This is a genomic window from Nostoc sp. MG11 (assembly GCF_014904695.1).
GTDB lineage: Bacteria > Cyanobacteriota > Cyanobacteriia > Cyanobacteriales > Nostocaceae > Komarekiella.
Window position 1 is genome coordinate 1 of the sequence record NZ_JACXXN010000090.1, and the last position, 8,842, is coordinate 8,842.

The 8,842-nt window shown below is 41.0% G+C and carries 6 protein-coding genes and 1 pseudogene; 4 read left to right on the top strand and 3 right to left on the bottom strand.

Annotation, left to right across the window (positions count from 1 at the left end):
- Positions 1–129: 129 nt before the first annotated feature.
- The 3 genes from HCR01_RS35830 (at position 130) to HCR01_RS35840 (ending at position 1,124) form a co-directional block, all read left to right on the top strand.
- Positions 130–345, top strand: coding sequence for a hypothetical protein (locus HCR01_RS35830; protein ID WP_193200660.1), 216 nt, complete (start codon positions 130–132; stop codon positions 343–345).
- A gap of 25 nt (positions 346–370) precedes the next feature.
- Complete coding sequence (locus HCR01_RS35835) at positions 371–511, top strand: hypothetical protein (RefSeq protein WP_193200661.1); 141 nt, start codon at positions 371–373, stop codon at positions 509–511.
- A gap of 94 nt (positions 512–605) precedes the next feature.
- Positions 606–1,124 (top strand): hypothetical protein, encoded by a 519-nt coding sequence (locus HCR01_RS35840; protein ID WP_226890022.1) that lies wholly within the window; start codon positions 606–608, stop codon positions 1,122–1,124.
- Positions 1,125–1,466: 342 nt separating this feature from the next.
- Here HCR01_RS35840 and HCR01_RS35845 read toward each other — a convergent pair whose 3' ends face one another.
- From HCR01_RS35845 to HCR01_RS35855, 3 genes and pseudogenes are all read right to left on the bottom strand, one after another.
- The gene (locus tag HCR01_RS35845; protein ID WP_193200662.1) at positions 1,467–2,219 is read right to left on the bottom strand and encodes a response regulator transcription factor; all 753 of its coding nucleotides are present in this window, start codon (positions 2,217–2,219) and stop codon (positions 1,467–1,469) included.
- A gap of 264 nt (positions 2,220–2,483) precedes the next feature.
- Positions 2,484–4,502: a DEAD/DEAH box helicase gene (locus HCR01_RS35850; RefSeq protein WP_193200663.1), complete on the bottom strand. Its 2,019-nt coding sequence runs from the start codon at positions 4,500–4,502 to the stop codon at positions 2,484–2,486.
- 189 nt (positions 4,503–4,691) lie between these two features.
- Positions 4,692–5,208 (bottom strand): annotated as a pseudogene (locus HCR01_RS35855) (ATP-dependent DNA helicase); the annotation flags it as partial.
- A 731-nt stretch (positions 5,209–5,939) separates the two neighbouring features.
- Here HCR01_RS35855 and HCR01_RS35860 point away from each other — a divergent pair.
- The gene (locus HCR01_RS35860; protein WP_193200664.1) at positions 5,940–8,456 is read left to right on the top strand and encodes a PAS domain S-box protein; all 2,517 of its coding nucleotides are present in this window, start codon (positions 5,940–5,942) and stop codon (positions 8,454–8,456) included.
- Positions 8,457–8,842 lie beyond the last annotated feature (386 nt).

The window sequence follows — 8,842 nt, forward strand, 5'->3', positions numbered from 1 at the left end:
TCAAGTAAAATTTGTTGCTCAAATCTTCGGTATAATTGCATAACTAGTTCTGATTTATACAATATTTTTATCCTGAATAAGTTTTTGCAACACAACCAAAATATTATCATCACAATGTGGTAACAAAATATGACGGAAAGAGGCGAGATTTACAATCATAACGGCAAGGCAACGGCAGCAAGTTTTGAATCGCGGGATTTGGCAGAAAGATTCGCTAAGGCTATAGGTGAGTTCAACTGGCGAACTGACTATGTTAAATTTTGCGACGGGGGTCTTCCACGAAAAAAAATCAGGCAGCCTTATTACGATATGCATGTTGTCCCCTCGATTAATCAACTTGATTGAAGGCTGCCTGATTTTTTAGGGGACAATGCGTCAACTTTTGGAGTTAGAACCGGGAGATTATGCGTACGAGCAGTATCGCCATTTCCAGCAACTAGCGGAAGCGCTGACGAGATTTAATGCAGAATCACCCGCGTTGATGATTGATGCGGGGTTAGGCAGGGAATAACGCACTAATCATGGTACTGTCTAGGTAACTATCTTCCAGTCCTGGCGCTCACCCGGTCGCGGACAGTTCCGGTTTACCTAGACATTACCTAGATATGAGCCAAACAGGGAAAAACAAGAAACTGGCATCTTTCAACTGTGATCAAAAGATGTGGGAGCAGTTTATCGCCCGTTGCAACTCGAAAGACACGACGGCAACAGCCGTGCTCACCCAATTTATCAAACGCTACCTGGATGGTTCTTTAGATGATCTTGATAAAATTGTCAGCAATGATTTAGATAAACGCCTGGATTCTAAGATTAAGGCAAGGGTTGAGGAGTACTTGGAGGAGTACTTGGTTGCTAGTAATAATAGCGCCAACGCTACGAATCAAACGATATTGGATATTTGCTCACGCCTTGATAAGCTAGAGTCACAAATCAAAGGCGAATCCAATAGTAATGAAACTGGAGCAATCCCTAATCTCGCTAATTTAGAACAAAAAGTTTCGGGCATGGCAGCTCGAATCAAACAATTGACCGAAGCGATTCTTAAAATTCAAGATTATCTCAACAACCAACTCAAGCAAACCAAGAAATCGTATAACAATTCATATTATCAACGCTCTACTTAGAGAATCCAACCGCTAACCGAAGAAGGTTTGGCTACAAGACTTGGTGTTAGTGTAGAAACTATACGGGAGCAGCGAAATAAGCTGCACCCACCGCTTTTTGTAGCTTGGTGTAAGGGGAAGGATAAATCGAGCATGGGGTGGGAATTTCATGAAAATACGGGGTTGTATTATCCGGTAAATTAGTATTACAAAGAAGTGGTTCTAGTTTTTTTAATACTCTTACACACTCAATATGGTTCGGTTAAGAAAGTTATCTGAGCTAGGCGAGCAGGGGAAGCTTTTAGAGCGTACCCTGCGGGATCTTGCTATGCGTAGCGTCTTGTAGAGTATAAGTGAATAATATTATCCCAGCCGATATCCAAAACCTCTTAGTGTTATTAGATATTCTGGATGCTTCGGGTCAAGTTCCAATTTTTCGCGCAACCATCGGATATAAACGTCTACCGTTCTACTATCCCCAATGTAATCTAGTCCCCAAACTCTATCTAGCAATTGTTCCCTTGACAATACCTGACCAACATGACTCATAAACAACTCTAGCAGACGGAACTCTTTGGGGGACAAATTCACTTGTTGACCGCGAACCCAGACGCAGCACTCTTTTTGATTCAAGGTGATATCCTTGTATTTTAATACTTGTGTTTGTTGCGGTGTATTTAAACGTTGGCGGCGCAGTAGGGAACGACAACGAGCGACTAACTCATGCATACTAAAAGGTTTGGTTAAGTAGTCGTCTGCTCCAACCTCTAACCCCAAAACGCGATCAGTTTCACTACCTTTAGCGCTGAGCATGAGAATCGGCACTGAATTCGCCTGATGACGCAGCAATCGACAAATATCTAACCCATTTATATGAGGCAGCATCACATCAAGGACAATCAAGTCCAGGACTATCTGTTGTGAATTGGATTGAAGTCTGTTGAGATAGTCAAAGGCAGAGCGTCCATCAGAAGCAGTATCTACCTTGTAGCCTTCCTCAGACAATGTAACAGCTAGCATTTCCTGAATTAATTGTTCATCTTCTACTACAAGAATACGGCTGGTTTGTTCAACGTCCGTGCTAGCAGAATATTTGGTCAATTCTTTAGTATACAAAGGATTTTGCTTGAGGTAAATTTATGCAACTCAATGATCATACATTTAACTCTAGCTAGTTAACAAGCAGCGACAACGCCGTAATTAACTTGACAGTAGTAACTAAATTTTCTAGTTTTAACCGATCAAAAGCTCAAAATTGAGAAATTTAGATAGCACAAGATAGCACAATTTTCATCAAGCAAGGATAAAACAGTCGAATTTCAAAACACTGGTACTTGATTATGTGTAACACGTTATAGCTAGGGTTATCGAGCATCATGATCAATTACGAACTATTGTAACTTGGGCTTGCTTGCCAAAGCCCAGAGTGAAAGCTTTTTGGATTTCAGTGTTGTTACAAATCTCGTTCAATCTTGATTTCAGACCAGGAAGTTCTCTAATCTCAAGAGAAATGTTGACAAAATTCGGTGTAGTTTCTACATGAAATAATCCGGCATTGCTACTGAGGAAATCGGCAGTAAACATGGAACAGTTAGCTAAAGATTGCTTCCATTCTTGGGCATATTTGTTTTGGAAATAATGATTGCCTAACTTTTTTTTGAAGGCGGATGATTTGGATTGTGACTCTGGCGGTGAAGATATCTTGGGAGTTAGTTGATTAACTGTTTGAGATGTAGTTACTTTCATAGGGGCTGGGTTGTTGATTTGCTCTTTTAACTTTCGCTGTTCGATAAAACAAAGAGCGAGTCGGCGATTTTTATGCCTCACAAGAGCATCTTGATACAGCTCCCAGGCTTTTTTCGTAATTACTGGTTGTGAGGGTTCAATCATTTTGACAATCTCACGCCAATCACCCAAAGTAAATTCAGTGATGGTTTCAATAAAGGTCATGAAGATAGCTTTGTAGATTTGGGCTATAGGAGCGTTGTTTAAGTGCTGGTTGTAAAGGAGGTCGTAAACCTTTTCTAGTTGAGTACCAGACACAGACAAGTCAATTTCTGTGATCTCAAGGGAGAAGCTCTGCCTCAGTCGGATTCTTGTGAGAGCCGAGTTTGGAGTGATAGTTTCTTTAGTAGTAAACTCAACGCTCTGACCACAGTTAGGACAAGTAGCTTGATGATGTTGAATTAGTAAACCATCTTCATCAATTTCTCCACAAACAACAGCCATTTCATGAGCAAGTGGTTTAAAAACATGGGTGCAATGCTCACATTGGGTTAAACGAAAAGTTTGTGCTGATTGTATGGTTTTAGGTGATAAGCTCCATTGACGTGGCTCATCAGGGAGTCCGTGTTTGTTCCAGTTGTCGGTAACATCAATGATTACGGCAGTTGGTTTGAGAGGGTGAGTCCTAAGAACGCGTCCGGTCATCTGAAGCCAGAGGGTGGAGCTTTCAGTTGGGCGTACACAGTAGATGCACTCGATATTGGGGCAATCATAACCCTCGGTAATGATTTCGTAATTAGTGATGACTTGAGTAGTTCCGGTACGGAAGCGTTGGAGAATTTGAACCCTAGTATCACTTGGTGTAGAACCATCTAAATGTTCAGCATTAACACCATGACGACAAAACTCTTTCTCTAAGGCACGAGAGTGTTCTAGGCTAGAAGCGAAGATGACAGTACGGAGATTAGAAGCATACTTGAGATAGTTTTGAAAGATTTGCTCAACACCGATTTGGCTGGTAACAGCAACAGCCAATTGCGAGGCTTTAAAGTCCCCAGCGTATTTCTCAACTCCAACAGTAGAAATAGTTTGGTTAGTGGCAAATAAGCGAAACTTACTTAAATATCCGGTCTTGATTAATTGAGCGGTAGTTTCACCAATGACCAAATCATCAAATAAGTCAACAAAACCTTGACCGTCGATTCTTTGGGGAGTAGCAGTGACACCTAATATTTGTGCGTTTTCATAGTGTTCAATCAGCCGCCGATATGATGAAGCACTGGCATGATGAGCCTCATCAAAGATAACAGCGCCAATATTGAGCGGTAGTTCTAATAGCTTCCGCCGTGCTAAGGTTTGAACGCTAGCAACTTGAATCCTACGTTCTGGATGGGATGGGATACCTGATTTAATAATGCCGACTGATTCCCCAGTAATAAGTTCTAGTTTTTCGGCAGCTTGAGAAATTAATTCAATGCGGTGAGCGACGATTAAAACCTGTTTTTGTTGCTGAAAGAACTCATGGCAGATATGGGCAAAGCAGACTGTTTTACCTGCACCTGTAGGAAGTTGAGCAAGTACCCTTCTATGACCATTACGCCAAGAATTCCAAATATCTTTTATCCATTTTCGCTGGTACTTCCTCAGTTGATAAGTGAGAGCTACTTGAGTCATAGAACCAGAAGTTATAAATATGAAAAAAAGGATACTATTGTCTAATTATATGATTTTAAGTAGCAATTACCACTTGAATATTGAATATCAAAAAGATAGTATTACCTCAAAACATTTATTATCAAGCTAGTATCAAGTAGGTAGACCAATAGTATAAGGAGGCAGTTTTTGGGTAATTTAGTTATTAATTTAAATTACAACTGATGAACGCCCAGCATGAATCAACCGATGCTGTAACCTTGTGTAACGCTCTTTGTCATCAGTAGAACGTACTGCCAGGGAAATTGCTTTTTTAGCACCAACGACAATGGTTAACTTTTTGGCACGGGTTAACCCAGTATAAAACAAGTTGCGTGACAACATGACATAATGCTGCATATAGATTGGCAGAATCACCACTGGATATTCTGACCCCTGACTTTTATGCACAGTAACGCTCCAGGCGAGGGCAATTTCATTCAAGTCTGCATAATCATAAACGACAGTACGCTCACCTAACTGCACCACGACCTCTTGCTCAACAGTATCAATGCTCTGGATAATTCCCAAGAGGCCGTTGAAGACTTCGCGGTTGTAGTCATTGGTCAGTTGAATAATACGTAGACGCTTTAAGCGGCTTGTCGCAGACATCGCCCTGGCGTAGCAAATTTCCACCTCTGGTAATTTCTACCTTGTCGGAGCTGGGTGGGTTGATTAACTGCTGCAACTTATGAGAGCGGGGAAGCTTAGATGGTGCAACTCCAGACCGAATTTAAAGCTTAAGAGTTAAAACAAAGAAAAGCTTTGCACAAGCTAGATTTATAAAGTATATCCATTCATTACTAGACCTATGTGCAGTTTACGGAGTTTGTAGAAAATTGTCATTTATGCTGCAATTAAGGAGATAGATGTTCAATCAGAACTCCTTTTAAAGCTTACTTTAAGTTTATGAAGATTGAATTTTCACCTTTTTAGAGGTTAAGCAAAAATAAATTGAACAAACCAACGATTGCTACGATTAATAGTGTTGTTTAGACAGATACCCCAATTCATGGAAAGTTCAATTTATGGAGAGCGGGGATGTTTAGAGAATTTAGAAATCAAAATTAGGCGTTAGTAGAGTTTTATATGATCTTTCTAGAAACTAGCTTCGCTAATCATAAGTAATGCTAAGTTAATACATATTAGTTAATAAATAGTATTTGATAAAATCAAGAAAATAGTTTCATAAAAATGGTTTATTTTTATCAAATAATTTTTAGATAAATCGGATGATTCATTGCCTAGAGCTTAGACTTTGGAGTATGAACAGGGTTTTTAGGCATTAGCTCTCAACTCTGTGTTTATTATTGCTACCTAATCTGGTATAAGTTTGAGAGTGTTAACGCTGCGCTGTTTTCAATAAGCAACAGTCACGAGATATCAATAACTTAATGGTAATGGTTGGGCAGATTGCAAATGAACAATGATGAATCTAATCAAATGTGCCTGCTTAAAGATTGTCAGCAGGCAGAGTTAGCACTACAACAGCAAATTGAGCGGCAGCGACTAGTGATGGCAATCGCTGTACGTATCCGCCAAAGTTTGAATTTGAGTGAGGTTCTAAACACCACTGTTAGTGAAGTACGCCAGTTGCTTCGGGCTGACCGAGTGTTCATGTATCGCTTTGAACCAGACTATAGTGGGACTGTAGTGGTGGAATGTGTTGGTGAAGGTTGGCTCTCAATTCTAAATGCTCAAGCCCAAGATACTTATTTCATGGAAACGAAAGGCGAAGAGTATATACAGGGGCGGATTCAAGCTGTAGCTGATATTTATACAGCAGGTCTTAGCGAATGTCACCGCAATTTACTAGCTCAGTTTCAAGTCAGGGCAAACTTGGTAGTCCCCATCTTGCAAGGAGAAAAATTATGGGGATTGTTGGTTGGCAATCAGTGTGCAGCACCTCGATGGTGGCAGGAGTGGGAAATCGATTTGCTTGAGCAATTAGCAACGCAAGTAAGCATTGCCATTCAACAATCTCAACTTTATGAGCAGGTACAATCTGAACTCGCGGAGCGCAAGCGTGCTGAAGAAGCATTAGAGCAGAGTGAGGAGAAATTTCGTCTGTTTGCGGAGAATATTTATGCAGCAATTTGGATTGCTATTCCAGATTTCTCTCAAATCCTCTACATTAGCCCTGGTTATGCGAAGATTTGGGGACGCTCTTGCCAAAGTCTACTCGACCAGAACTACTGGATAAACACGATTCATCCAGAAGATTGCAATCTCATGAGCAAAACCCTACAGCAACAGCCCAGTGAGCAGCCTGTTGAAGTAGAATATAGAATCTTACGACCTGACGGCTCGGTGCGTTGGATTTGGGATCGGTGCTTTGCTGTGTATGATCAACACAAGATAGTTCGCTACTGTGGTGGTATTGCACAAGATATAACTGAGCGCAAGCAGGCGGAACAGAAAATTAAAGAACAAGCCGCTCTACTTGATATTGCTAGCGATGCGATTTTAGTTCAAGATTTCCACGGAGAAATCCGATTTTGGAGTCAAGGTGCAGAGCGCTTGTACGGTTGGCAAGCGAGTGAGGCTTTGGGAAAGAACTCAAAACAGCTTTTGTACAAAGAAACTTCAACACAACTAGAGGCAGCTTTTCAAGATGCCTTAGAATGTGGCTCGTGGCAAGGCGAATTACATAAACTGACAAAATCCGGTAAGGAAATTATCGTCGAAAGCCGCTGGACACTGATGCAGGATGAAGCATTTCAACCCAAATCTATTCTGAGTGTTGACACTGACATTACCGAGAAAAAACAACTTCAAGCGCAATTCCTCCATACCCAGCGCTTGGAGAGCCTTGGCACGCTGGCAAGTGGTATTGCTCATGACCTCAACAATATCTTGACGCCAATTATGGCTTCAGTTGAAATGTTGGCGCTCAAGTTGCCGCATGTTGATACACGCAATAAACAGCTACTAAAGGTTCTAGAAGATAACTCTAAGCGTGCGGCTGATTTGGTCAAGCAAATTCTAACTTTCGCACGTGGTTCTGAAACTAAAATTCAGGGCAGAGGTGTTTGTCTACAAATAGAACCCTTATTATTAGAAGTTGAACAAATCACTAAAAGCACATTTCCCAAATCTATCAAAATCAATAAGAATCTACCTAAAGATAAGCTCTTGACTATCTTGGCAGACGCCACTCAAATACATCAGGTTCTAATGAACCTGTGCATCAATGCTCGTGATGCTATGCCTAAAGGTGGAGATTTGTCTATTAGTGCAGAAAACTCCTTCGTTGATGAAAACTTTGCCAGGATGAATCTCAATGCTCAAGTCGGCTCTTATGTAGTCATTACTGTTTCGGATACCGGATTTGGCATACCCCCGCTAATTTTGGAGCGCATTTTTGAACCATTTTTTACTACTAAGGAATTAGGTAAAGGCACAGGGCTGGGTCTGTCCACTGTAATTGGCATTGTCAAAAATTACGGTGGTTTTGTGAATGTAGAGAGCAAAGTAGGCAAAGGCACAAAGTTTCAGGTGTACTTGCCATCTATGGAGGAAAGTACCAGACCGCTAGCAGAGAATTTAGAATCACTATTAGGCAATGGAGAATTAATTCTGATTGTTGATGATGAAGCCGCGATTGTAGAAATTACCAAAGTTTCCTTAGAAGACCACAACTACAAAACTCTGACAGCTAGCAATGGTATTGAAGCAATATCATTGTATGCCGAGCATCAAAAGAACATCAGCATGGTGTTAATGGATATGATGATGCCGTCAATGGATGGGTTAGCTGTGATCAGCATTTTGCAGCAAATGAATCCATCTGTCAAAGTTCTTGCTGTCAGTGGTATTCCGACAAACGACCAATTTCTTGAAGCTGCTGATGCTGGTGTTAAGGCATTCTTGCGAAAGCCCTACACTATCTATGAATTATTGCACGCTATTAACGACTTATTGAGCAAATTATAAGCCCAAGCGACATCAAAACTATTGTAAATCTCATGTTCGTGTATCGCTGTTTCCCACTTAGGGGCCCGTGCAAAAATAAATTAAACTTTCCATGCATTGGGAGTATCTGTCTTGGTAACACTATTAATCGTGGCAATCGTTGGTTTGTTCAATTTATGGAGAGCGGGGATGCTTAGGGTTTAAGCAAAAATAAGTTGGTCAGGCTTGGCACGCGCCGGGTACGGCGCGTGCCGCCTCCATGAGAGATTGTGAATGAATTGATAAATATAAGCCTGACCAACTTATTCCTGCGGGGATGCTTAGCTACTTCGTTAGTAAGCAGGAGTAGTCGCTAAATAGTGAAGAACTGTTTTTGTTAGAACGGCATAGCAGTTTTGCGATTTCTA